This window comes from Gordonia otitidis NBRC 100426 (assembly GCF_000248075.1).
Classification (GTDB): Bacteria; Actinomycetota; Actinomycetes; order Mycobacteriales; family Mycobacteriaceae; genus Gordonia; species Gordonia otitidis.
The window spans coordinates 78,613-101,049 of the sequence record NZ_BAFB01000065.1 but is presented as its reverse complement, the minus strand read 5'-3'; the positions used below and the strand labels follow the sequence as shown (position 1 = coordinate 101,049).

Here is a 22,437-nt window from a genome sequence, read left to right as displayed (position 1 = left end):
TCATCCACATGCCACGCGAATCCATCCGCCGAGACCCTGCCGCCCCTATCGAGGTGCGCCACCTCGGCATCGTCGACTATCGGGACACCTACGACAGGCAACACGCTCTGGCAACCGAGCGCGCGGCCGGCACCCTCGATCACGATCTGCTGCTGCTCCTCGAGCATCCGTCGACGTACACAGCGGGTAAACGCACCGAGGACTCCGACCTCCCCACCAACGGCGCGGAGGTGATCGACGTCGACCGCGGCGGGCGGATCACCTGGCACGGCCCCGGCCAACTCGTCGGATATCCGATCGTGGCACTCGCCGAGCCCCTCGACGTCGTCGACTACGTCCGACGTGTCGAGTCGGCGATGATCGCCGTCTGCGCGCGGTTCGGTGTCACCGCCGGACGTGTCGAGGGTCGCTCCGGGGTGTGGGTGTGCGACGACGCAGGCGAACGCAAACTGGGACAGATCGGCATCCGCGTGGCCCGCGGTGTCACCCTGCACGGCTTCGCACTCAACGTGAATCCCGACATGAGCGCCTTCGACGCCATCGTCCCGTGCGGCATCGCCGACGCCGGGGTCACCTCTCTCTCACTCGAGTCCGGTCAGGAGATCACCGTCGACGACGTACTCGTCGACATCGTCGACGCCGTACGCGCGGCATTCGACCACAGCGACGTGACCCGGATAACGGGGCCGCGGGAGCCCGCCGAACCGGGCGTAGCATCGGTGCGGTGACCGTGTCTGATTCACAAGCCCCAACCCCCACCGCACCCGACGGCCGCAAGTTGCTGCGCCTCGAGGTCCGCAACGCGCAGACTCCGATCGAGCGCAAACCCAAGTGGATCAAGACGCGCGCGACGATGGGCCCGGAGTACTCCGAACTCAAAGGTCTCGTGAAACGTGAAGGGCTGCACACGGTCTGCGAAGAGGCCGGGTGCCCCAACATCTACGAGTGCTGGGAAGACCGTGAGGCGACATTCCTGATCGGCGGTGAGCAGTGCACGCGTCGCTGCGACTTCTGCCAGATCGACACCGGGAAGCCGGCCGAACTCGACCGCGACGAGCCACGCCGGGTCGCGGAGAGCGTCCAGGCGATGGGTCTGCGCTACTCGACGATCACCGGGGTCGCGCGCGACGACCTGCCCGACGAGGGTGCATGGTTGTACGCCGAGACCGTGCGCGCCATTCACGGCCTGAATCCCGGAACAGGGGTCGAGAACCTCATCCCTGACTTCCACGCCAAGCCTGATCTGCTCGCCGAGGTCTTCGACGCCCGTCCCGAGGTGCTCGCACACAATCTCGAGACCGTGCCGCGGATATTCAAGCGCATCCGCCCGGCATTCCGTTACGAGCGGTCGCTCGACGTCCTCACCCAGGCGCGCGACTTCGGGCTCGTCACGAAGTCGAATCTCATTCTCGGTATGGGCGAGACCCCCGAGGAGGTCCGCGAGTCCATCGTCGATCTGCACGATGCGGGATGCGACATCCTCACCATCACGCAGTATTTGCGGCCGTCACCGCGCCACCATCCCGTCGAGCGGTGGGTGAAGCCCGAGGAGTTCGTCGAGCACTCCGATTTCGCTCGCGAGGTCGGGTTCGCCGGTGTGATGGCCGGACCGCTGGTGCGCTCCTCGTATCGCGCGGGCCGACTGTACGCGCAGGCGATGGCACATCACGGCCGGGAGCTGCCCGCCGCGATGGGGCATCTCGCCGAGGAGGGATCGGCGAGCCAGGAGGCTTCGAGCCTGCTCGCACGTCTCGCACGCTGAACCGTTCCGCCTCCCTTCTCCCGACCACCGAATGGCTGTACCGCCCGCACGGCAGGGCTCGACCAACCCCCCACCTCCCGTCCGACGACCGGACGTATCCTAGAGGACATGGCAAAGGCGTCTGCAGCAAGCAAAGAGGAAAAGGCCGCGGCGAAGAAGGCTCGGCGTAAGGCGTCGCGCGAGCGCTACACGCAGCTCTGGCAGGCATTCCAGATGCAGCGGAAAGAAGACAAGCGGCTCATTCCGTACATGGTCGGCGTCTTCGTCCTGGTCGTGGCCGTGTTCGTGGTCCTCGGACTCACGATCGGGAGCCCGTGGCTGTTCATCCCTGTCGGGGTGATCCTCGGCCTTCTCGCCGCCTTTGTGCTGTTCGGTCGTCGTGTCCAGAAGACCGTCTACACGCGCGCCGAGGGACAACCGGGCGCCGCGGGTTGGGCGCTCGGGAACATGCGTGGCCAGTGGCGAGTGAGCCAGGCGGTCGCGGGTACCAGTCACCTCGACGCGGTGCACCGCGTGATCGGCAAGCCAGGGGTGATCCTGGTCGCCGAGGGTTCACCCACCCGCGTGCGCTCGTTGGTCGCACAGGAGAAGAAGAAGGCCGCGCGAGTCGTCGGCGACACCCCCATCTACGAGGTGTACGTCGGCAACGACGACGACCAGGTGGCGCTCTCCAAGCTCGAGAAGCACCTCAACAAACTGCCGCGCAACATCGACGGCAAACGCATCGATGCTCTCGAGGGCCGTCTCAGCGCGTTGAGCACGCGCGGCGCCGGGCCGGCGATGCCGAAGGGACCGCTACCCGCGAATGCGAAGATGCGCAGCATGCAGCGCACCGCGCGGCGTCGCAGCTGATCGGACCGCACTCGCGCAGTGACCGCCGGTGACGTGCAGACCTGGCGGCGCGAGACCGGGACGATCACGACCGGTCAACGGGTGCGGATCATTGCCGTTCCGGTCGCGCGATCATGTAGTGCGCGGCCGTTGTAGTCGTTCATGAGCGCAGGGACGATGAAGACGATCAGGAGCTGACGCGCGAGTGCGCGAATCGGCCCGACGGCAGCGAACCCTGTGGTGTCCTCGAGCTCGGCAGCAGTGCGCTCAGGGCCGAGGTCGACGCGTGCCACCCGGGTGCCGGCGGCGAATTGCCCTGGCGTGAAACCGAACAACGTCACGGTGAGCACACCGACGACGAACCACACGGCCAGGATCACCGTGCCCATGTCGGGAGAGCAGAAGCGCACGAACAACAACGACAGACCGCCCGCGATGATCCAGTCGACCATCAGTCCGGCAACCCGGTGCCAACCGCCCGCGAGTGATCCCGGCCCCGCCTCGGGGAGCCCGAGGTCGGCGCCCCGGTATTCGACGTCGACGTCCTGGCCCGCCTGCGGCCCTGACAGCCATGATCCGGTAGCGCGGCCCATCCGAACGCCTCCCTGTCGTGATGTCGCCGGCGCCAACGTCACCGGCAGTGCTTCTCCGTGGACGAGACACCTACGCGATGCCCTCGTCCCTGCACGTCAGTGTATGCCCCACGTGGGTTCGGCCATTCGGGCATCCACGGCGCACCATCGGTCGTGGTCTGATTCACCGCGCGCGAAAGGCGGGGATCAGGAATAGTGAAGGTGTCCCACGTCCGCGGTGTGTAACACAGGAGAAACACGTCCTTGACGCGCGGGCAACGTCCTGTCCATACGGTCTGAGCTGAGATCCGCTGCTGTCTCTCGGTGGCGGATGAGCGTGTCGGGTGACCGTGTCTCGGCCACCCGCCGGCGAAATAGTGAAGGAGTCACCGCACGGTGTACAGCAGCAAAGAAGAACTACTCGAGGGCATCAAGAAGGAAGGTGTCGAGTACGTCGACATCCGATTCTGCGATCTGCCCGGTGTGATGCAGCACTTCTCCATCCCTGCGGACGCGTTCGATGAGAGCGTCTTCGAAGACGGCCTCGCCTTCGACGGTTCCTCGGTCCGCGGATTCCAGTCCATCAACGAGTCGGACATGATGCTGCTGCCGGACCCGGCAACCGCTCAGATCGATCCCTTCCGCAAGGCCAAGACGATGAACGTCAGCTTCTTCGTCCATGACCCGTTCACCCGTGAGGCCTACAGCCGCGACCCGCGCAACGTCGCCCGCAAGGCCGAGGACTACCTCGCATCGACCGGCATCGCCGACACGTGCTTCTTCGGCGCCGAGGCCGAGTTCTACATCTTCGACGGAGTGTCCTACGGCTCCGAGATGAATGGAACCTACTACGAGGTCGAGTCCGAGTCGGGCTGGTGGAACGCCGGCTCGCCGGTCGATCCCGACGGTTCCCCGAACCTCGGCTACAAGGTGCGACCCAAGGGCGGCTACTTCCCCGTCGCACCGTATGACCACTACGTCGACCTGCGCGACGAGATGTCGACCAACCTCACCAATGCGGGCTTCGAGCTCGAACGCGGTCACCACGAGGTGGGCACCGGCGGTCAGGCCGAGATCAACTACAAGTTCAACACGCTGCTCCACGCAGCCGACGACGTGCTGCTGTTCAAGTACATCATCAAGAACACGGCGTGGGCCAACGGCAAGTCAGTCACCTTCATGCCGAAGCCGCTCTTCGGCGACAACGGTTCGGGCATGCACGCCCACCAGTCGCTGTGGAAGGACGGCAAGCCGCTGTTCCACGACGAGGCCGGCTATGCGGGTCTGTCGGATCTGGCGCGCTACTACATCGGCGGTATCCTGCACCACGCACCGTCGCTGCTGGCGTTCACCAACCCGACCGTCAACTCCTACAAGCGTCTGGTGCCCGGCTACGAGGCCCCGATCAACCTGGTCTACAGCCAGCGCAACCGGTCGGCCTGTGTGCGTATCCCGATCACCGGCAACAACCCGAAGGCCAAGCGCCTCGAGTTCCGTTGCCCGGACAGCTCGGGCAACCCGTACCTGGCATTCGCCGCGATGATGATGGCAGGCCTCGACGGCATCAAGAACAAGATCGAGCCGCACGAGCCCGTCGACAAGGATCTCTACGAGCTTCCCCCCGAGGAGGCCAAGAACATCCCGCAGGCACCGACCTCGTTGAGCGCCGTCATCGACAAGCTCGAAGAGGATCACGAGTACCTCACCGCAGGCGGAGTGTTCACCGAGGATCTGATCGAGACCTGGATCGCGCTGAAGCGTGAGAACGAGATCGAGCCCGTCCAGATCCGTCCGCACCCGTACGAGTTCGCGCTCTACTACGACTGCTGAGTCTCGACGACACCACTGTCACGCGACTGCCCGCCCGAGGTGACCTCGGGCGGGCAGTCGCGTGTCGGCGACGAACCGGTGACAGATTTCACACCGTGCGATGGGGCCTTCCTACCCTCACACAACGTGCCAACTACACGTAATCTCTTGGTCATGACCCGCATGCTTTTCGTTGAAGATCTCGTGCCCGGTGACCGCATCAACATCGACGGCGTCAAAGCCGTGGTGCGCAAGCAGATACCGCACGGCGAGACCCAGCGACTCATCGAACTCGCCCACAGCTCCGACAGCCGCACCGACATGATCGTCGACGTCGGCGTCAAGGTCGAAGTCTTCTGACCTGAGACCCTGACCGTCCATCTCGCGAGATCCGTTCAGGCGTCGTTCATTCCGGCACTGCCGGTTCGCCGATGCGCTCGTCGCTCCCGAACCGCTCAGAGGTCCTCCTCGTCAGCCATGCGACAAGTAGTGCGGTCACCACGAGCACACCACCACCGACCCACGCCGCTGCCGACGCTCCCTCGATGAACGCCTCGCGCGCGGCACCCATGACGGCCTTGGACTGACCGGGATCGACATGCCGCACCGTCGCCGTCGCGCCCGCGAGACTCGTACCTGCCTCACCCACTGCCAGATGGCTGGGAAACGTTGTGCGGTACACCAGATTCAGCACACTGCCGAGCACGGCAATGCCCAGCGCGCCGCCGAGTTCGCTCGATGTATCCAGCAGTCCTGATGTGGCACCCGCCCGCTCAGCGGGCGCAACACCCATCACGTAGTCGGCAATCACCGACGACGCCGCGACTATTCCACTCGCGAGCAACGCCGACCCGATCAGTACGACCAGAAGCGTGTGCACCCCCGGCAGTCCGGCGAGCACAGCGAAACCCCCTGCGCCCATCAACAATCCGACGATCATCACGGGTGGCCTGCCCCACCGCACCGCCGCGGTTGCGGCGAGCGGTGCGGCGATGGCGACCACGAGACTCGGGACAATGCTCCACAACGCCGCCCTCATCGGCGAGTAGCCGAGGACCGACTGCAGATACTGCGTCACCATGATCGAATTGCCGAGCAACGCGAACATGCACACGATATTGGTCCAGATCGACACCGAGAACCGACGATCGCCGAAGAGGCGCAGGTCGATCATCGGGTCGGTCAACCGCTGCTGACGCAGGACGAACACCGCACCCGCCCCGATCCCGATCACGAGTACGGCTGCTCGCTCCACGGACCAGCCGTGCGCGGCCAGTTCCTTGACGGCGTAGATGACCGGAAGGATCGCACCGAGCGCGAGCATCGCACTGAGCACATCGACCCGCCGGCCGACGACCGCGGTGTCCGACGGTAGTAACAGAGGTGCCGCGACGAGCAGTAGCACCATCACGGGAACATTGATCAGGAACACCGAGCCCCACCAGAAGTGCTCGAGCAACAGGCCCGAGATGATCGGCCCGACCGCCACGCCACCTGCGAGCACGGCGTTCCACGCAGCGATGGCCTTGGCACGATCGGCGTCGTCGTCGAAGATGTGGCGTATCAGCGCCAGCGTCGACGGCATGAGGGTCGCCCCCGAGACCGCCAGTACCGCCCTGGCCAGGATCAGTAACGACGCCGTCGGAGCGAACGCGGCGAGAATCGACGCACCGCTGAAGCCCACGGCCCCGACCATGAGCAGACGCCGATGGCCCACCCGGTCGGCGAGCGACCCCATTGTCAGTAGCAGCCCAGCGAGCACGAATCCGTAGACGTCGAAGATCCACAATTGCTGTGTCGCAGAGGGATTCAGATCCGATGCGATGAACGGAACGGCGAAGAACAGTTCTGAGACTTCCATCGAGACGATGAGCATGGGCAAGCACAGCGCTGCCAGCGCCGGCCACCGGGGACGAGCAGTCATCGGACACTCCATTTCTGCGTATGACATAGACTGTTTATGTAGTACGCAGATGATAGGCAGACAACTGTGTACGGCACAAGCAGTTTGTACGATGAGAGGATGAGCACCACCGAGAATCCGACGCACCCGCAGCTTCCCCGCTCGGTGGCGCAGTTGTGGGGACGGGAGTCGGCCACGGTCCGCCGCGGCCCCAAACCCTCGCTGACCATCCGCGACATCGCGCGGGCTGCGGTGACCATCGCCGATGAGCGAGGGCGGGAGGCGGTGTCGATGAAGGCGATCGCGGACTCGTTGGGGCTGTCGACGATGTCGCTGTACCGCTATGTCGACGGCAAGGATGACGTGGTCGACCTCTTGGTCGACGAAGCGTACGGCCTCCCCGACCCGGACCTGACCGCGTCGGGGACATGGCGCGAACGGATCTCGGCCTGGGCGCGCGCGGCGGCGACCACACTGCGAACCCGTCCGTGGATCACCGAGATCCCCATGTCCCGCCCCCCGATTGGGCCGAACACCGTGTCATGGACCGAAGCAGGCGTGCAGGCGTTCGACGACGTCGAACTGTCGGGGCAACAGAAGCTCAACGCACTCCTGCTCGTCGACGGATTCGTGCGCCAGCACGTCCGTCAGTCGACGCAGATGGGGCTCATCGGCCGAGGAGTCGACCGTGTCACAGCCGACGACCCCGGTCAGTCGGGCGACTCGTCGTCACATGACAGCGGCGCCTACGAGGCGACGATGCTGCAACTCATCGACGCGGCCCGTTTTCCCGCGCTCACCGCCGCGATCTCGGAGATGTCGGCGGACGACGACTTCTTCACCGAGCAGTTCGAGTTCGGCCTCGCCGTGCTCCTCGACGGCCTCGAGGCGATGATCGAGCGCACGCGCCGATGACCAGCCGCGGTCAAGGTGAGAGTTCGGCGATGATCGCGCGGATGATCCAGTCGCGGTAACGATCGATACTCCAGCCCCTGTTGAGGACGAGGAGTTCGTAGATCTCCGGCGAGGTCAGCGTCCACAGCGTGTCGCGCGCATGGTCCACCGGGACCTCTGCGCGCAGGCTGCCCGTGTCTTCGAGGTGGTGGGCGAGTTTCTCCATGCCGGCCAGATGCTGCGCCGTGACCTGCATCCACAGCGCGTGGAGCGTGGCGTCGGTGCGGGCACCGTCGCGAATGGCGATCATCAATCGGCCGGCCCGTTGCATCCGCGGCGCCGCCGACGTCACGTACTTCTCGATCTTGCGACGCGGGTCCGGCTCGGCGTCGACAGCCCTGCTCTCCGGACGATCGGCGACTGCGATCTCCTGATCGTCTCCGGCCAGCGCGTGGTCGAACGCGATCTTGATGAGTCCGGCCTTGCCGTCGAACGACTTGTAGACAGTCTCCGGCGACACTCCCGCGGCACCGGCAATCTCGGCCACCGTCACGTGAAAACCCTTGCGTTCGAAGAGGTCTGTGGCAGCGAGCACGATTCCACGCCTGCGCTCACGCGCAGCGTCGCGGCGTCCGGACGCATCGTATCCGCGTGCACTATTGACTCCGGCCATTCTGCAATCAATACTCTATTTTCATTACAGTCTTTCTGTAATGAAAGGTTGGGCTCACATGACGAACCCCGAAGTGACGACGACCGTCGCCCTGCGATCTCTCACCGATATGGGCAGTGCCGACCGCGCGGCATTCGACGCGACAATCCACCCCGACGCGAACAACCGAGAGGCAGTCGACGAACCTCCGGCCTGTCGCGGCCGCGGGCCCGAGGCCTTCTGGCAGTCAGCGGTCTGGTTGCGCACCGCGTTCGACGATCTTCGCCACGAGGCCCATGCGGTCGTGGCGGCAGGCGACATCGTCGTGATCCACGCGACGATGTCCGGGACACACAGTGGGCCGTTCGTCACCTACGACGAGAACGCCCGTGTCAAACAGGCGTTCGCGCCCACGCGCAGATCCTTTGCGGTATCCCACACTCACTGGTACCGCATGAGTGGCGGTCTGTGCATCGAACACTGGGCCAACCGTGACGACCTCGGAATGGCCGAGCAACTCGGCTGGATTCCACCGACCCCTGCCTACCTCTGGCGGTGCCGCCGAGCACGGCGGGCGGCACAGACGGCACACCGCGCGAGCTCGATCAACTGACGCGTGCTGCGTCGAGGTCGGTGAACAGTGCCTGATTCAGCTTGAACGCGCAGATCGCTTCTGCGACAAGACGTTCGACGCCGGACTCGTCGATGGGGAGCGCATCGATCCGATCGCGATAACCATCCTTGTACCGCTTGAGTTTGTCGATGCCGTCGAAGACGTAGAAGCTCAACGTCGATGCGTCGAGTCCGTAGTGTTCACGCATTCGGTGCGCGACGACCTGGCCGCCCGAGAGGTCTCCGAGGTAGCGCGTGTAGTGATGCGCGACGTAGCGGGCCGGATCGGTCCTCGTCGCCTCGATGGCGTCGACATAGCGGTCCACGGCCGGCAGCGGCGTGACGGTCTCGGGGTCGACGCCGAGCGCGTGAAGGTCACTGCGCAGTCGCGCCGACCGGAGTAGCCGGTCATCGAGTACGGCGTCGGCGATCGGGTCCCCGACCAACGAGCCACCGACGTGTTCCAGCGCGGAGTACACGAAGTACAACTGCGAAGCCAGGCGTCCGTACTCGTCGGCGTCGAGGCGACCGGACAGCAGGTCGTCGATGAACGCCGCGTTCTCGGCCCGCTCGTGTGCGTCCGCGGTGGCCGCGCGCAGGCGCTGGGAGATGGTTGTCATGATGCAACCAGTGATACCACTACGCCGCGGTGATCGGAACCGCGCAGATCGAACGTCTCGACCGCTGATGCGACGAATCCCCGCACGACGACGTGATCGAGGGCGAGGAATGGTCTGCCACCCCACCTGTCCGTCGGATACGTGGGTACGAAACCCGCTCCGGCTTGATCGACCGTGTCGACGAAGCCGCGCTGTAGGAAGTCGCGATAGCGGACCTGATCCCACGTCGCATTGAAGTCACCGGCGACGATCGCCCGCCCGGACGGGATCGCCTCGAGTCGCGCGCGCAGCAGATCCATGTCACGAACCCAGATGTCGGTCTTGCCACGCAGCGGGGCACCAGGATGCACCGCGAACACCTGTGTGTCGCGTGCCCCGGGCAGATCCGTCCGCGCCCTCAGATTGTGCAACACGGTATTCGGATCGATCTCGGCCTGCCCGGTCAGCGGCTCACGACTGAATATCGCGGTCCCCTGGGCGAACTGTCCCGGCACCGCGTACGAGTACGTCAACTGTCTGCCGACCGTGCTCTGCAGACGGTCGAGCACCTCGGGAGTCACCTCCTGCAGCGACACGAGGTCGACCCGCTCACGCGCGACCACCTCCGCGAGTTGGTCGACGTCGCCGCCCCCGACCATCAGGTTCGCCGTCAGCACGGTGAATCTCTCCCCTGCCGGTGACGACTGCGACACCCACAACGGCAGCTGCGTGACGCACAGTGCGACGAGCGCAGCAATCGCGAGCGGCAGCGTCAACCAACGTCGGAGCGCAACGAACACGACGACGGCGAGTACCGCGGGGACGATGACGAAAGGCACCGCACTGGTGAGGAAGATCGTGAGTTCGCCCCGGGAGCGGAAGTAGTGGAGCCAGACCGCGACGCCCGTGGCGACCATCATCACCCAGCCCGCTCCGAGCAGAACGAACGTGAAGAACCGACGCATCAGGCTGCGAGCACTCTCATCGGGTCGGCGTACTCACGCGCCGAACACCTTCAGCACGACGGCTTTGGCGCGGCGGGTGACCCGCAGGTAATGATCGAGGAACTCCGCCGCCTGATCCTCCGGCCACCCGGCGGCAAATGCGATCTGCCGCAACTGCTTTCCAGGTCCGGGTAGCTGATCGACCGGCTTACCACGTACCAGCACCAGGCAGTTACGCGCCTTGGTCGCGGTGATCCACGCGTCCTTGAGTAGCGCGACGTCGTCCTCGGCGAGCAGCTCTGCCGACCCGATCGCGTCGAGCGACTGCAGGGTCGACGTGTTGTGCAGCGACGGGTAGCGATGCGCGTACTTCAGTTGCAACAACTGCACTGTCCACTCGATGTCGGCGAGGCCGCCACGGCCGAGCTTGGTATGCGTTGCCGGATCGGCGCCCCGAGGTAACCGTTCGGCGTCGACGCGCGCCTTGATGCGTCGGATCTCCTTGACCGCATCATTCGACACACCGCCCGCGGGATAGCGGATGCGGTCGGCCATGTGGAGGAACTCGATGCCGAGTTCCTCGTCTCCCGCGACCTGATGCGCACGCAACAGTGCCTGCACCTCCCACGGCTGGGCCCACTGGTCGTAGTAGGCGGCGTAGGCGGCCAACGTGCGCACGACCGGACCGTTGCGGCCCTCGGGACGAAGCCCTGTGTCGACGATCAGCGGCGGGTCGTCGCTGGGCGAGCCGAGCATCGAACGCACCACCTCGGCGATGGTCTGTGCCCACCGCACGGCCTTGGTCTCGTCCTCGCCCGGATTGGGCTGGCACACGAAGAGGACGTCGGCATCCGACCCGTAGCCGAGTTCGCCGCCGCCGAGCCGACCCATGCCGATCACCGCGATCCGAGCCGGCGCCTGCCGTCCCTCGTCGCGTTCGGAGTCCTGGATGGCAAACGACAACGCCGCGTTGAGCACCGCTGCCCACACACTCGACAGCGCCTCGCACACCTGCGGGACCTCGAGCAGACCGAGCACGTCCGCAGACGCGATACGCGCGAGTTCGGCACGGCGATGCGATCGCGCCGCGGCAACCGCTCGACGCAGATCCGGCTGTCGAACCGTCGATGCGACGAGCCCCTTCGCGACGTCCTCGGGCCGCACCTCGCACAGCCGCGGACCGTCGGGACCGTCGGTGTAGAGGTTGATCACCTCGGGAGAACGCATCAGCAGGTTGGCGATGAACTCCGACGTACCGAGAACGTGCATCAACCGAGCCGCGACGACGCCGTCGTCGCGCAGCAGGCGCAGGAACCAGTCGTTGTCCATGACGTCGCACAGCCTGCGGTAGTTCAGCAGTCCGGCGTCGGGATCCGGTGTGTCGCCGATGTATTCGAGCAACTGAGGAAGGATCAGTCGTTGGACCTGCCCTCGCCTGCCGGACGCCGAGGCCAGCGCGCGGATGTGGCTGAGAGCGCGCTCGGGCTGTGCGTAACCGAGCGCGGAGAGCCGTCGTGTCGCCGACTCGTCGGTCAGCGTCAGCTCCGTGGTGTCGAATCTGACGGCGGCCTCGAGCAGCGGCCGGTAGAACAGTTTCTGGTGCAGTCGTCGTACGCGGAGGCTCTGGTGCTTGATCTGCCTGCGCAGCACCGACGTCGCGTCGAGGTCGCCCTCACGCCGGATGTGCGCGGCGCGGGCGAGCCAGCGCATGTTGTCGTCGTCGTCGAACTCCGGGAGCAGATGGGTCCGCGACATGCGCTGCAGCTGCAGTCGGTGTTCGAGCAGGCGCAGGAACTGATAGGACGCATTGAGATTGGCTCCGTCGTCACGACCGACGTAGCCTCCCGCGGTCAACGCATCGAGTGCGTCGACGGTGGCTCGCACCCGCAGGGTCTCATCGACGCGGCCGTGGACCATCTGCAGCATCTGCACCGCGAATTCCACGTCCCGGATACTGCCGCTGCCGAGTTTGAGATTCCGGTCGCGCTCCTCTTGCGGCACAAGGGATTCCACGCGTCGCCTCATCGCCTGCACTTCGGGGACGAAATCGTCGCGCTCGGAGGCCTGCCAGACCATCGGATTGATCGCGTCGTGGTAGCGCTGACCGAGTTCCATGTCGCCGGTCATCGGCCGCGCCTTCAACTGGGCCTGGAACTCCCACGTCTTGGCCCATCGGTTGAAGTACGCGACGTGCGACTCGAGGGTGCGGGTCAGTGCACCGGATTTACCCTCGGGCCGCAGCGCGGCGTCGACCTCGAAGAAGGCCAGCGAACCCACACGCATCATCTCGCCCGCGATACGCGCGGCCGTCCCGTCGGCGGGCTCGCTGACGAACACGACGTCGACGTCGCTGACGTAGTTCAGCTCTCGCGCGCCACATTTACCCATCGCGATCACCGCCAGCCGAATCGGGATCGGCGAGTCGCCGCAGACCTCGCGGAAGGCCACGGCCAGCGCGGCGGTCAACGCGGCGTCGGCGAGGTCGGCGAGCAGCGCACCGATCTCGGGGAACCAGATGACCGGTTCGTCCTCGACAGTCGACGCGACGTCGTGGGCTGCGACCTGCAACACAAGGTTGCGGTAGGCGGCACGTAGCGCGACAACCGCCTTCGGGCCGCTGAAACCTGCTCGGTAGATCTTGTTGCCGCGTTCGATTTCGCCCGGCTCTGCGACCGCATCGACCGCGGCGAGCATCAGCCGGTTGATCTCGTCGGTGCCGGGGAGTTCCGCCGGGATCAGCCGCCGCCATGCCCCCGGCTCGGCAACGACGTGGTCACCGAGCGCATCCGACGATCCGAGGACGGCGAGGAGTCGGCCGCGGAAACCCTTGTCCGTGCGCAGCAGACGATCGACCTCGGACCATTCGTCCCCGAGCTGCGCGCGCAACCGGACGATGGCGCGCAGCGCGAGATCGGCGTCCGGAGAGCGCGACAACGACCACAGGAGTTCGATCGACTCCTCGTTGTTCCACCCGAGGTCAGACAGATTCTTCTCGGCGTCGGGGTCGAGCAGACCCAGACGCCCCACTGCCGGTACGCCGCCCCGACCTCGAAGTGTTGTCACCCCTAGAAAATAGCGTCCCGACCGTCGATACCGGACACTGGTCGGCAACAAGGCGCTTCTCGACACCCCGCGACCGTCGACCGCGCGCCGCGTCGGTCGATCTACCCTGAGATCACAGAGGCAGGTAATTGCGCAGCTCGAACGGTGTGACGAGACTGCGGTAGCTGTCCCACTCCGCCCACTTGTTGCGGAGGAAGTAGTCGAAGACATGCTCGCCGAGCGTCTCTGCGAGCAACTCCGACTTCTCCATCTGGTGGAGCGCGTCGGCAAGGCTGCCGGGCAGTTCCTTGTAGCCCATCGCCCGACGCTCGGCGGGCGTGAGCGCCCACACGTCGTCCTCGGCCTCGTCGGGCAGTTCGTAGTCCTCGACGATTCCCTTGAGGCCTGCGGCGAGCAGCACCGCAAAGGTCAGGTAGGGGTTGCACGCCGAATCGGGACTACGCACCTCGACACGCCGCGACGACGCCTTGTTGGGTGTGTACAGCGGCAAGCGGACGAGTGCTGACCGATTCGCCCCGCCCCATGTGGCCGCTGTCGGCGCCTCGCCACCGTGGATCAGACGCTTGTAGCTGTTCACCCACTGGTTGGTGACCGCGCTGATCTCGTTGGCGTGATGAATAATTCCGGCGATGAACTTCTTGCCGGTGTCCGACAGCTGCATCGGGTCGTCGGGGTTGTGGAAGGCGTTGGCGTCACCCTCGAACAGGCTCATGTGGGTGTGCATCGCCGAGCCGGGGTGCTCGCTGAAGGGCTTGGGCATGAACGTCGCCCACACACCCTCGCCGATGGCGACCTCCTTGATCAGATACCGGAAGGTCATGACGTTGTCGGCCATCGACAGTGCGTCGGCGTAGCGCAGGTCGATCTCCTGCTGGCCGGGCGCGCCTTCGTGATGGGAGAACTCGACGGAGATGCCCATCGACTCGAGCGCTTCGATCGCGTGCCTGCGGAAGTTGGGCGCGGCGTCGTGGACGGCCTGGTCGAAGTAGCCCCCGCTGTCGGCGGGTGTCGGCACGCTGCCGTCGAGCGGAGCGTCCTTCAGGAGGAAGAACTCGATCTCGGGGTGCACGTAGCAACTGAACCCCTGGTCGGCGGCCTTGTTGAGCTGGCGTCGGAGGACATGTCGCGAGTCGGCCCAGCTCGGTGTGCCGTCGGGCATGACGATGTCACAGAACATGCGGGCCGAGTGGTGTCTGCCCGACGATGTGGTCCACGGCAGGATCTGGAACGTCGACGGATCGGGCTTGGCAACGGTGTCGGCCTCCGACACTCGCGAGAACCCTTCGATGGCCGAGCCGTCGAAACCGATACCCTCTGAGAACGCACCTTCCAGTTCTGCCGGTGCGATCGCCACGGATTTCAGATATCCCAGGACGTCGGTGAACCATAGGCGTACGAATCGGATGTCGCGCTCTTCGAGGGTCCGCAGCACGAATTCCTTTTGGCGATCCATGACCGCCGACATTAGAAGTAGCCTGTTAAATCGGTGTTACGTTCATAAGTCGAACTCGGCAACCTGCGCATTTACCGAGGTCATCTCAGCATGCGAGAGAGGGATTCAACGATCCGAGATCGGACAGGTAATCGTCGACGACGCCGTCGACGCACCGATTACCCTGTAGCGCCGCCGTGTGGCCGTACCCGTGGACGGTGAGCAACGTGCCGCCGGTTCGCCGCGCGAGCGTTTCACCCGCGGCGTAGGGGGTCGCCGGGTCGTGTGTCGTCGCGATCACGAGAGGCGGGGGCGAGGCACCGACTGCAGGCCTCGCTGACGACGGGGACCCTGATACCCCGTCCCCGACCACCCCGTCCCCGGCGGTCGCGGTATTCGCGGGAGGCCAGAAGGCGCACGGATCGAGTGGCGCCAACCCCGAGCCACGGCCGTCGTCGGAGTACGGCGCCGCGGCGCGCCGGCGGCGATCGAGGTCACCGGCGACGCGCCGGTCGGTGATGCGCGGCCCGTCGGCGCAACCGACGGCGAGGTACGCGTCCGCCGAGTTGTCGTAGGCTCCGCCCGGTCCGCGCCCCTCCTGCATGTCGGCCAGTGACATCAAGGTCTGGCCCCCTCTCCCGGCGGCGAGGTCGGCGAGTCCCGAGCGCAGCGTCGGCCACAGATCGCTGCGGTAGAGCGCCATGCTCGTGGCGTCGACGGCCGATTGATAGGTCAGCATGCGCCCACCACCTGCGGGGACCGGCGCCGTCGTCAGCGGGCGAACGAGGGCCTGGTACCGCCGGAGCACGTCTGCGGGGTCGGTCCCCAGCACGCAGCCGGGCACCATGGTGCAGTCGCGGGCGAATGCGTCGAAGGTGTCCTGGAACGCACGCGCCTGCGCCACCGACGACTCGATCGGGTCGGCGTCGGGATCGACCGCTCCGTCGACGACGAGCCGGAAGAGCTTCGTCGGATAGCGCTGTCCGTATTCGAGACCGATCTTCGATCCGTACGAGAAGCCGATGAAGTCGATCTGCGCTCGGCCGAGCGCGGTGCGGAGACGATCGACGTCGTCGACGACCTGCGATGTGCCCACGAGCCCGAGGAACTCGGCGCCGACCCGCTCGGCGCAGCGTCGGGCGTCGGTGCGGTTCTGGTTTTCGGCGGCCGTGATGCCACGCTCCGACCTGTCGCCCCGGTCGACGTCCCGCTCGGCGTCGAGTTCGGCCGCGGTACGACAACGCACCGCGGGTGTCGAGGCGCCGACGCCCCGCGGATCGAATGCGACGACGTCGCTGTGCGCGGTGAACCGTTGCGCTGCAAGGCGTTCCGCCGCACCGAGCAGATAGTCGACGCCCGACGCCCCCGGACCGCCGGGGTTGAGCAACACAGTCGTGTCGCTGTGCTGGGATGCGCGCAACCGCGCGAGGGCGAGCGTGATCGTTCGACCTCCCGGCTCGGCCGGGTCACGAGGAACCGCGAGAGTCCCGCAGTCGACTCGCGCGGCTGCCGAGCCGAGTGCCGCGCCCGCGGGGCACGCTTCCCAGCGAATCGTCGCACCGCCGTCTGAGCGTTCGTTCGTGGCGCATCCGCCGCTGACGAGTGCCATCACGGCCAGTAGCGAGACGAGCGCGGCCCCACCCGGTGTCGGACGATGAAGAGCCGGCATCCGCGCCCGAGACGAGCAGGTCATTGGCGTGATGTTACGGATGCGCGGCACGTCTCCCGCACAGTGCCACCTTCATGAGTGTGAGCAAGCACACTCCCATCAGTGGTCATCAAGCACGCCATCGGTGGGAAACTTGAAGGCGTCCGACAACAGCCCGGGTACCCGCCATGCGGGACTCGAGGAAGAAAAGAGACAACGATGTCCCACGAGGCAGCTCATTCCGACGCGCCCATCTACGGCGGCGCCCCGACATCCGGTGACTCGGCTGCGACGCCGCGCCGTCGCACCACTCGCATCCATCACCTCGCTCAGATGAAGGAACAGGGCGAGAAGTGGTCGATGCTCACCGCGTACGACTATTCGACAGCCCGCATCTTCGACGACGCGCAGATCCCCGTCCTCCTGGTAGGCGATTCCGCCGCCAACGTCGTCCTCGGCTACGACACCACCATCCCCGTCTCGATCGACGAATTGATCCCCCTCGCCCGTGCGGTCGTCCGCGGTGCTCCCCACGCACTCGTCGTCGCCGACCTCCCCTTCGGCAGCTACGAGGCGGGCCCGCAACAGGCACTCGAGACGGCGGTGCGCTTCTTCAAGGAGACCGGCGCCCACGCGGTGAAGCTCGAAGGTGGCGAGCGCGTCGCCGACCAGATCGCCACGCTCACCGCTGCCGGCATCCCCGTGATGGCGCACATCGGATTCACCCCGCAGAGCGTCAACGGCCTCGGAGGATTCCGCGTCCAGGGTCGTGGCGACGCCGCCGACCAACTCATCGCCGACGCCATTGCCGTCCAGGAGGCAGGCGCGTTCGCCGTCGTCATGGAGATGGTGCCCGCCGAACTCGCCGCCCAGATCACCCGCAAGTTGACCATCCCGACCGTTGGCATCGGAGCAGGTAACGAGACCGACGCACAGGTTCTCGTCTGGCAGGACATGGCGGGATTCACCCACGGCAAGACCGCCAGGTTCGTCAAGCGCTATGCCGACGTCGGCGGCGAATTACGCACAGCCGCAGCAACTTACGCCGACGAGGTGCGTCGCGGCGTTTTCCCTGCGCCCGAGCACAGCTACTGAGTCTCGCGCCGCCGGGTCTCGCGCCCGGCTCGCATCGCCATCGGCGCCAGTGCCCGCAACCGGCGTGAACGACCCCGCACGAGGTGCACACCGCGTGCGGGGTCGTGTCGGCTGAATGGCCGCTCGCAGCGGATTGCGGTCTGGGCGCATCCGCCAGATGGCGGACCACACTGTCCGAACCCGCGTCGTTGTGGCGGTTCCGACTGTGATTCATCGTACGTAGGCTCATGTTCGTGACCGAGACCACGACCGACGGCAGCTGCCGTCCCGGGTTCGACCCGGAACTCAAGGCGGGGCTCGCCGTGGTCGGCGGGGTCTTCCCGCCGACGATCACACCCGATCTCATCGGGTTCATGCGTAAGTCATACGCCTCGCCGCCGATCGGGCAGATCCTCGCCGGGCGCGCTGTCGATCACCGTGAGTTCGTCGTACCCGGCTACCGCGGCGACGACATCGTCGTCTCGGTCTTCAGTTCGCCGCGGGCCACCGGACGTCGACCGGCCATCGTGTATGCGCATTCCGGCGGACTCATGTTCGGCGACCGCTTCAACGCCCTCGACATCAACCTCGAGTGGGTTGAGCGACTCGGTGTGACACTCGTGTGCCCCGAGTACCGGCTCGCGCCCGAACATCCCGATCCCTACGCACGCGAGGACATGTACGCGGCACTCGAGTGGACCGCACGGCGGGCCGACGAGATCGGTGTCGACCTCGGACGAGTGATGGTCGGCGGTGCCAGTTGCGGCGGCGGCCTCGCCGCGGGTATGGCCCTGGCCGCGCGCGATCGCGAGGGGCCGCCGATCTGCGCGCAATTGCTGGTCTACCCGATGCTCGACGACCGCAACATCACCGCGTCGACCCACCAGTTCGACGGCGTCGGCGTCTGGGACCGGGTCAGCAATGAAACTGGTTGGCGCGCAAGCCTTGCCGACGCATACGGCAGTGCCGACGTCTCGCCCTACGCCGCACCGGCACGCGCGAGGGATCTGCGCGGGTTGCCGCCGGCCTTCCTCGACGTGGGCACCGCGGAGATCTTCCGCGACGAGACCGTCGCCTACGCGCAGGGGCTGTGGGCTGCTGGCGTCAACGCAGAACTCCACGTCTGGCCCGGCGCCTTCCACGCATGCGACATCTTCGCCCAGCACACGGCGTTGGCAAAGGCCATGTTGCGCACCAGATTCTCCTGGATCGAACGCGCGCTGGCCGACTGAGACGGCCCCGACAACCCCAGAGAAGAACATTCGCTTCGGCCACACCCGGTCGCAGCGCGATGAATTGCACCCAAGGAAAGGATCGACACGATGAGTGCACCGATGATCGACGCCGACAAGGTCGCCGCAGCAGCAGCAGAGGTGGTGAACGGAGCCGTGCCCGCGGTTCCCGGAGTGGTGGCAGGTGTCACCACCGACCGCGAGAACATCTACCTCGGGGCCGCAGGCAAACGCTCGGTCGACTCCGACGTTCCCATGACCACCGACACCACGTTCGCGATCTTCTCCACCACCAAGGCGTTGACGGCGACCGCGGCGCTGCAACTCATCGAATCCTGGGATCTCGACATCGACGCGCCGGCAAAGAGCTACGTGCCGGCACTCGGTGAACTGCAGGTGATCGAGGGCTTCGACGACGCCGGCGAGCCCATTCTGCGCGCCCCGGCCTCCGACATCACCACTCGCCAATTGCTCTTGCACACAGCGGGACTCGGCTACGACTTCTTCAACGAGACCTACAATCGGCTGGCCACCGACCACGGCCAGCCCTCGATTGTCACGGCAACCATGGAGTCACTGACCACACCGCTGTTGTTCGATCCGGGAACGCAGTGGGAGTACGGCACCAACATGGACTGGTGTGGACTGGTGGTGGAGGCGATCACCGGTAAGCGACTCGACGACGTGATGAAAGAACGCATCTTCACACCGCTCGGGATGAACAGTTCGTCGTTCCGGCTCACCGCAGACCTCCGCTCCCGTCTGGCCACGATGCACCAGCGCGAGGCCGACGGCTCGCTGCGGCCGCTGCACGACTTCGTGCCACCCACCGAACCCGAGGTGCACATGGGTGGCCACGGCATCATCTCCACCGTGGAGGACTACCTGAAGTTCATCAGGATGTGGCTCAACGACGGCCGGGCGGACTCGGGTGAAGAGGTCCTGCGGAGTCAGACGGTCGAGTTCGCAGCGCAGAACCATCTCGGTGATCTGAAGGTGAAGATGCTGCCCGGCGTGATCGCCTCGCTGTCCAACGACGCCGAGTTCTTCCCCGGACAGTCGAAGTCGTGGTCGTTCTCGTTCATGGTCAACGACGAGGAGGCACCGACCGGACGGCCTGCGGGCTCGCTCGGTTGGGCGGGCCTGGCCAATCTCTACTACTGGATCGATCGACGCAACCGCATAGGCGGGTACTGGGCGACCCAGATCTTCCCGTTCGCCGACCCGGATTCCGTCGGCGGCTATCTCGACATGGAGACCGCCGTCTACCGGGCACTGCGCGGCTGAGGACGCACGCCGCCGGACCCGACCGAGTCGTCAAACGGCCGCTCGGGGGTCCGGTGGCGCGATACCCTGCTAAGTCACAGCAGGACGAACAGGGGATTCATGCAGGAACTGCTCGGTCGGATCTCGGCGCTCGACCCGAGCGCCAGCCTCGGCATCCGTGTCATCGCCTGCTTCGACGAGCTCATCGTCGGGCAGGTCAACGTGCACGGGCTCCTCGCTGCGGCTGCCGCGTTGGCAGGCTGTCCGGCAGGACTCGACCACGCAGGCGAGATCACCCGGGTGTCATCGATGGGCGAGACACTCGAGCGGAATGCTCCCCCTGCCGTCCCCTCCGAGCGGGTGTCCGACGAGCTGACCGTGTGGATCGAGCGCGAGGGGCAGGCACAACCGAACGACGCGATCATCCTCGAACGTCTCGCCCTCGCGGTCCGAATCCGGTTCACCGACCACGGCCCCGGCTCGGCGACCAGGGACATGCATGCCGTGCTCGACGACCAGATCGACCAACAACGACGTCGTGAAGCCGCCGCGCGCCTTGGATTGTCGGCGGGGACACGCTATCGCGTGGTCGCGGCTCCCCTCTTCGCGCAATGGACGCATTCCGTACCGTGGCCCAGCGATGTGATGACGACCCCGCACGGCACGCTGCACGTGCTCATCGCGCCCGCGTCGACCACCGACGCGCCGGCGACCCCCAGCGGGATCGGCGGGATCGCGCAGATCGACGACCTGCCCTACTCGCTGCGCACCGCCACCATCGCGCTCCGCCTCACCCGCGCACCCGCGCAGGGATCGATCTGTGCCGACGAGTTCGGAGGTCTGATCGACATACTCGCCGACGTCCGCAGCGAATCGTCGAATCCCGATGTCGCAGCCCTGGATTCACTCATGAGAGAGGCCCCCTGGACGTCGGAGACAGTCGACGCGGTGTTGGCCTCCGCGACGGTCCGGCAGGCCTCACGCACGCTCGGAATACATCACTCCACGATGCAGTCGCGCCTGGAGACGATGCGCTCGGCGCTGGGGTTCGAACCGATAGACGGATACGGACGGACCCGGCTCGGCCTCGCCTACCTGCTGTGCAGACTTCGCCGCTCGCGGGTGCTCGACCTACCCGCACCCGGCGCGGCAGCCCCACGCATAGGGTGAACCCATGCGAAGCCTGTACCCGCCCATCGAGCCGTACGCGTCAGGACACCTCGCCGTCGACGACGGCCAGGAGATCTACTGGGAGACCTCCGGCAACCCGAACGGAAAGCCTGCTGTGTTCGTGCACGGCGGGCCGGGCGGTGGCACCTCGGCGGACCAACGCCGCTTCTTCGACCCGGCGCGCTACCGGATCGTGCTGTTCGATCAACGCGGCTGCGGAAAGTCGCGCCCGCACATCGCCGACGGCGCCGACCTCTGTCAACACCACACCCAAACTGATCTCCGACATGGAGGCGCTGCGCGAGCACCTCGGCATCGATCGCTGGCAGGTCTTCGGCGGCTCGTGGGGGTCGACGCTCGGTCTCGCCTACGCGCAGACCCACCCCGGGCGTGTCACCGAGTTGGTCCTCCGTGGGATCTTCCTGCTACGCCGCAGCGAAATCGACTGGTACTACAACGGCGGAGCCGCCCACATCTATCCGGATGTATGGGAGTCCTATCTCGCGCCCATCCCAGAGAACGAGCGCGACGGCGACCTCGTCGCCGCCTACCATCGGCTGCTCACCTCGGACGACACCGATGTTGCCGTGGCAGCGGCTCGCGCATGGACCGGGTGGGAGCAGGCGACGAGCTATCTGATCCCCAAACCCGACGAGGCCGCGGCCACCAAGGAGGACGCCGGCGAGCGGTTCGACCTGGCATTCGCCTCGATCGAGAACCACTACTTCATGCACCACGGATTCCTCGACGACGGCCAACTCCTCCGTGACATCGATCGAATCGCCGACATCCCGGCGGTCATCGTGCAGGGCCGCTACGACGTCGTCTGCCCGATGCGCAGCGCCTGGGATCTGCACCGCGCGTGGCCGGCGGCGACGCTGCACGTCGTCGCCGACGCCGGCCACGCGTCGTTCGAGCCGGGCATCGCACACCACCTCGTCGAAGCGACGGATGGTTTCGCCGATCGCTGAGAG

19 protein-coding genes and 1 pseudogene are annotated in these 22,437 nt (G+C 66.1%); 12 read left to right on the top strand and 8 right to left on the bottom strand.

Annotated elements, in window-relative coordinates; translation table 11 throughout:
• Window positions 1-8: 8 nt before the first annotated feature.
• The 3 genes from lipB to GOOTI_RS06360 all read left to right on the top strand — a co-directional run bounded on the left by lipB (window position 9) and on the right by GOOTI_RS06360 (window position 2,614).
• Window positions 9-728 carry a lipoyl(octanoyl) transferase LipB gene (gene lipB / locus GOOTI_RS06370; RefSeq protein WP_039993640.1) on the top strand — a complete coding sequence of 240 codons (720 nt, stop codon included), beginning with the start codon at window positions 9-11 and terminating at the stop codon, window positions 726-728.
• Entirely contained in the window at window positions 725-1,762 is a 1,038-nt protein-coding gene (gene lipA / locus GOOTI_RS06365; RefSeq protein ID WP_007237746.1) for a lipoyl synthase, read from the top strand. The genes lipB and lipA overlap by 4 nt, the downstream gene beginning before the upstream one ends.
• A 108-nt stretch (window positions 1,763-1,870) precedes the next feature.
• Window positions 1,871-2,614, top strand: a complete 744-nt coding sequence (locus GOOTI_RS06360; protein WP_007237745.1) for a DUF4191 domain-containing protein — start codon at window positions 1,871-1,873, stop codon at window positions 2,612-2,614.
• Between the two features lie 74 nt (window positions 2,615-2,688).
• Here the strand turns inward: GOOTI_RS06360 and GOOTI_RS06355 are convergent, their stop codons facing one another.
• Window positions 2,689-3,186 (bottom strand): RDD family protein, encoded by a 498-nt coding sequence (locus GOOTI_RS06355; protein ID WP_007237744.1) that lies wholly within the window; start codon window positions 3,184-3,186, stop codon window positions 2,689-2,691.
• Between the two features lie 375 nt (window positions 3,187-3,561).
• Here GOOTI_RS06355 and glnA (GOOTI_RS06350) point away from each other — a divergent pair, with 375 nt between their 5' ends.
• Together glnA (GOOTI_RS06350) and GOOTI_RS25660 are read left to right on the top strand one after the other, a co-directional pair.
• On the top strand, window positions 3,562-4,995 hold the full coding sequence (gene glnA / locus GOOTI_RS06350) for a type I glutamate--ammonia ligase (RefSeq protein ID WP_007237743.1): 1,434 nt from the start codon (window positions 3,562-3,564) through the stop codon (window positions 4,993-4,995).
• A gap of 153 nt (window positions 4,996-5,148) precedes the next feature.
• Window positions 5,149-5,334: a hypothetical protein gene (locus GOOTI_RS25660; protein ID WP_138985190.1), complete on the top strand. Its 186-nt coding sequence runs from the start codon at window positions 5,149-5,151 to the stop codon at window positions 5,332-5,334.
• 46 nt (window positions 5,335-5,380) lie between these two features.
• Here the strand turns inward: GOOTI_RS25660 and GOOTI_RS06340 are convergent, their stop codons facing one another.
• Window positions 5,381-6,898 (bottom strand): MFS transporter, encoded by a 1,518-nt coding sequence (locus GOOTI_RS06340; RefSeq protein ID WP_051997879.1) that lies wholly within the window; start codon window positions 6,896-6,898, stop codon window positions 5,381-5,383.
• A 99-nt stretch (window positions 6,899-6,997) separates the two neighbouring features.
• On the opposite strand from GOOTI_RS06340, the gene GOOTI_RS06335 reads away from it, so the two are divergent.
• A complete protein-coding gene (locus GOOTI_RS06335) occupies window positions 6,998-7,792 on the top strand; it encodes a TetR/AcrR family transcriptional regulator (RefSeq protein ID WP_007237740.1) in 795 nt (264 codons plus the stop codon).
• Between the two features lie 10 nt (window positions 7,793-7,802).
• Here GOOTI_RS06335 and GOOTI_RS06330 read toward each other — a convergent pair whose 3' ends face one another.
• The gene (locus GOOTI_RS06330; RefSeq protein WP_007237739.1) at window positions 7,803-8,444 is read right to left on the bottom strand and encodes a TetR/AcrR family transcriptional regulator; all 642 of its coding nucleotides are present in this window, start codon (window positions 8,442-8,444) and stop codon (window positions 7,803-7,805) included.
• Between the two features lie 58 nt (window positions 8,445-8,502).
• Between GOOTI_RS06330 and GOOTI_RS06325 the strand changes: the two genes are divergently transcribed.
• Window positions 8,503-9,036, top strand: coding sequence for an ester cyclase (locus GOOTI_RS06325; RefSeq protein ID WP_007237738.1), 534 nt, complete (start codon window positions 8,503-8,505; stop codon window positions 9,034-9,036).
• On the opposite strand, the gene GOOTI_RS06320 is transcribed toward GOOTI_RS06325, so the two are convergent.
• The 5 genes from GOOTI_RS06320 to GOOTI_RS06300 all read right to left on the bottom strand — a co-directional run bounded on the left by GOOTI_RS06320 (window position 9,029) and on the right by GOOTI_RS06300 (window position 16,766).
• Window positions 9,029-9,655: a biliverdin-producing heme oxygenase gene (locus GOOTI_RS06320; protein ID WP_007237737.1), complete on the bottom strand. Its 627-nt coding sequence runs from the start codon at window positions 9,653-9,655 to the stop codon at window positions 9,029-9,031. The genes GOOTI_RS06325 and GOOTI_RS06320 overlap by 8 nt on opposite strands.
• The gene (locus GOOTI_RS06315; protein ID WP_007237736.1) at window positions 9,652-10,599 is read right to left on the bottom strand and encodes an endonuclease/exonuclease/phosphatase family protein; all 948 of its coding nucleotides are present in this window, start codon (window positions 10,597-10,599) and stop codon (window positions 9,652-9,654) included. Before GOOTI_RS06315 ends, GOOTI_RS06320 begins: the two co-directional genes overlap by 4 nt.
• A gap of 33 nt (window positions 10,600-10,632) precedes the next feature.
• Window positions 10,633-13,641 (bottom strand): bifunctional [glutamine synthetase] adenylyltransferase/[glutamine synthetase]-adenylyl-L-tyrosine phosphorylase, encoded by a 3,009-nt coding sequence (locus GOOTI_RS06310; RefSeq protein ID WP_217997284.1) that lies wholly within the window; start codon window positions 13,639-13,641, stop codon window positions 10,633-10,635.
• A 112-nt stretch (window positions 13,642-13,753) separates the two neighbouring features.
• A complete protein-coding gene (gene glnA / locus GOOTI_RS06305) occupies window positions 13,754-15,094 on the bottom strand; it encodes a type I glutamate--ammonia ligase (RefSeq protein ID WP_039993636.1) in 1,341 nt (446 codons plus the stop codon).
• Window positions 15,095-15,179: 85 nt separating this feature from the next.
• A complete protein-coding gene (locus tag GOOTI_RS06300) occupies window positions 15,180-16,766 on the bottom strand; it encodes an alpha/beta hydrolase (RefSeq protein WP_138985189.1) in 1,587 nt (528 codons plus the stop codon).
• Window positions 16,767-16,940: 174 nt separating this feature from the next.
• Here GOOTI_RS06300 and panB point away from each other — a divergent pair, with 174 nt between their 5' ends.
• From panB to pip, 5 genes and pseudogenes are all read left to right on the top strand, one after another.
• Window positions 16,941-17,816, top strand: a complete 876-nt coding sequence (gene panB / locus GOOTI_RS06295; RefSeq protein WP_007237732.1) for a 3-methyl-2-oxobutanoate hydroxymethyltransferase — start codon at window positions 16,941-16,943, stop codon at window positions 17,814-17,816.
• A 227-nt stretch (window positions 17,817-18,043) separates the two neighbouring features.
• Window positions 18,044-19,027 (top strand): alpha/beta hydrolase, encoded by a 984-nt coding sequence (locus GOOTI_RS06290; protein ID WP_007237731.1) that lies wholly within the window; start codon window positions 18,044-18,046, stop codon window positions 19,025-19,027.
• A gap of 90 nt (window positions 19,028-19,117) precedes the next feature.
• The gene (gene acmB, locus GOOTI_RS06285; protein WP_007237730.1) at window positions 19,118-20,314 is read left to right on the top strand and encodes a methyl acetate hydrolase AcmB; all 1,197 of its coding nucleotides are present in this window, start codon (window positions 19,118-19,120) and stop codon (window positions 20,312-20,314) included.
• Window positions 20,315-20,413: 99 nt separating this feature from the next.
• Window positions 20,414-21,463 (top strand): helix-turn-helix domain-containing protein, encoded by a 1,050-nt coding sequence (locus tag GOOTI_RS06280; protein ID WP_007237729.1) that lies wholly within the window; start codon window positions 20,414-20,416, stop codon window positions 21,461-21,463.
• A 4-nt stretch (window positions 21,464-21,467) separates the two neighbouring features.
• Window positions 21,468-22,434: pseudogene (pip, locus tag GOOTI_RS06275) on the top strand (prolyl aminopeptidase).
• Window positions 22,435-22,437: the final 3 nt, after the last annotated feature.

Bases quoted from the DNA above. Each gene is read 5' to 3' on its own strand.
- lipB (WP_039993640.1), top strand. From the start codon at position 9: ATGCCACGCGAATCCATCCGCCGAGACCCTGCCGCCCCTATCGAGGTG.
- GOOTI_RS06360 (WP_007237745.1), top strand. From the start codon at position 1,871: ATGGCAAAGGCGTCTGCAGCAAGCAAAGAGGAAAAGGCCGCGGCGAAG.
- GOOTI_RS06355 (WP_007237744.1), bottom strand. From the start codon at position 3,186: ATGGGCCGCGCTACCGGATCATGGCTGTCAGGGCCGCAGGCGGGCCAG.
- GOOTI_RS25660 (WP_138985190.1), top strand. From the start codon at position 5,149: ATGACCCGCATGCTTTTCGTTGAAGATCTCGTGCCCGGTGACCGCATC.
- GOOTI_RS06340 (WP_051997879.1), bottom strand. From the start codon at position 6,898: ATGACTGCTCGTCCCCGGTGGCCGGCGCTGGCAGCGCTGTGCTTGCCC.
- GOOTI_RS06335 (WP_007237740.1), top strand. From the start codon at position 6,998: ATGAGCACCACCGAGAATCCGACGCACCCGCAGCTTCCCCGCTCGGTG.
- GOOTI_RS06330 (WP_007237739.1), bottom strand. From the start codon at position 8,444: ATGGCCGGAGTCAATAGTGCACGCGGATACGATGCGTCCGGACGCCGC.
- GOOTI_RS06325 (WP_007237738.1), top strand. From the start codon at position 8,503: ATGACGAACCCCGAAGTGACGACGACCGTCGCCCTGCGATCTCTCACC.
- GOOTI_RS06320 (WP_007237737.1), bottom strand. From the start codon at position 9,655: ATGACAACCATCTCCCAGCGCCTGCGCGCGGCCACCGCGGACGCACAC.
- GOOTI_RS06315 (WP_007237736.1), bottom strand. From the start codon at position 10,599: ATGCGTCGGTTCTTCACGTTCGTTCTGCTCGGAGCGGGCTGGGTGATG.
- glnA (WP_039993636.1), bottom strand. From the start codon at position 15,094: ATGGATCGCCAAAAGGAATTCGTGCTGCGGACCCTCGAAGAGCGCGAC.
- GOOTI_RS06300 (WP_138985189.1), bottom strand. From the start codon at position 16,766: ATGACCTGCTCGTCTCGGGCGCGGATGCCGGCTCTTCATCGTCCGACA.
- panB (WP_007237732.1), top strand. From the start codon at position 16,941: ATGTCCCACGAGGCAGCTCATTCCGACGCGCCCATCTACGGCGGCGCC.
- GOOTI_RS06290 (WP_007237731.1), top strand. From the start codon at position 18,044: ATGTTCGTGACCGAGACCACGACCGACGGCAGCTGCCGTCCCGGGTTC.
- acmB (WP_007237730.1), top strand. From the start codon at position 19,118: ATGAGTGCACCGATGATCGACGCCGACAAGGTCGCCGCAGCAGCAGCA.
- GOOTI_RS06280 (WP_007237729.1), top strand. From the start codon at position 20,414: ATGCAGGAACTGCTCGGTCGGATCTCGGCGCTCGACCCGAGCGCCAGC.